Origin of the sequence: Micromonospora sp. ALFpr18c (genome assembly GCF_008868155.1) — a bacterium.
GTDB lineage: Bacteria > Actinomycetota > Actinomycetes > Mycobacteriales > Micromonosporaceae > Micromonospora.
Window position 1 is genome coordinate 1 of sequence record NZ_WBKR01000411.1, and the last position, 1131, is coordinate 1131.

Annotated in this window: 2 protein-coding genes and 1 pseudogene; all 3 read left to right on the forward strand. The window is 66.4% G+C overall.

What is annotated here, in order from left to right:
* Nucleotides 1-533: pseudogene (locus F8271_RS32795) on the forward strand (acyltransferase); the annotation flags it as partial.
* Nucleotides 534-809 carry a hypothetical protein gene (locus F8271_RS31440; protein WP_151493400.1) on the forward strand — a complete coding sequence of 92 codons (276 nt, stop codon included), beginning with the start codon at nucleotides 534-536 and terminating at the stop codon, nucleotides 807-809.
* A 201-nt stretch (nucleotides 810-1010) separates the two neighbouring features.
* On the forward strand, nucleotides 1011-1131 hold a 121-nt coding region (locus tag F8271_RS34355), incomplete at its 3' end, for a Clp protease N-terminal domain-containing protein (RefSeq protein ID WP_151491872.1).

Consider the following 1131-nt stretch of genomic DNA (forward strand, 5'->3'; position numbering starts at 1 on the left):
CTCTGCTGGCAACGCCTGAACGCCCTACCCACACCCACCTGACCAGCAACAACCGTCCCAGCGAGCCGGAAAGGGCCGCACCCCGGGAATCGGAGACCCGGCACACCGTCGTGACAGACGACGCACATACCTCACACCATAAGGGACAAAACGGTCAAGCCGAAAGCCGTACCAAGGGATCAATACCCTCTGACGGATCGAGGCTGTCGTTCGGCCAGATCTGGTTCGTGTACTTCTTCCCACCGGTGCGGGCGCTTGAGTTCGTGGTCGGCATGACGCTCGCCCGGTTCGTGCTGGCCGGTCGTTGGCCGCGAATCGGCCTGCTACCTGCGGCCGGCATCGCAGTGGTCGGTTACGGGTTCGTCCTTACCGCTCCCTATCTGTTCGCCACCGGCGGGCTGGCCTCGCTGTGGCTTGTACCGCTGATCGCCGCGGCGGCCACCGCCGACCTCCGGAACCGACCGTCCCCCCTGCGCCATCGGGCCATGGTGCGGCTGGGAGATCTGTCGTTCGCCTTCTACCTGGTGCACTGAATGGTGGTCATCGCCGGTACGCAGGTGATCGGCGCCGAGACCAGATTCGGGCCGCTCGGCTCGGCAGCGGCGGTCGCCGCGCTCTTCGGCGTGGCGCTGGCCTTGGCCTGGGCACTGCATCAGAGGGTGGAGATGCCGATGGTGCGACGGTTCGGGCGCCATCGTCCGGCAGCCCAGTCCGACCGGCCGGAGCTGCCACCCGACCTGGTCGACGGCCCGGCGTCGGCCGTTGGTCGGCCTCGACGTGCCGAGCGGAGCGGAACACCGCGCCGGTAGTCACTCGTGGCACCGGTGTCGATTCAAGTGATGCGTTAGTATTGCCTTGGGTAGAGCGCCTGCCCGCGCCACGAGTGGCTGCCCACGCCGACCATTGCGACGTGGCCAAGAGTCTCAGACTCAGCGCATGATCTTCGCTTCGGTGCGTTCAAGTGCCGTCCGTCGACGGGTAGCGTGGGTGCCCGTGAGGGGCGTGAGGGCATGTTCGAGCGGTTCACCGACCGAGCGCGACGGGTTGTCGTCCTGGCCCAAGAAGAGGCCCGGATGCTCAACCACAACTACATCGGTACGGAACACATCCTGCTGGGCCTGATCCACGAAG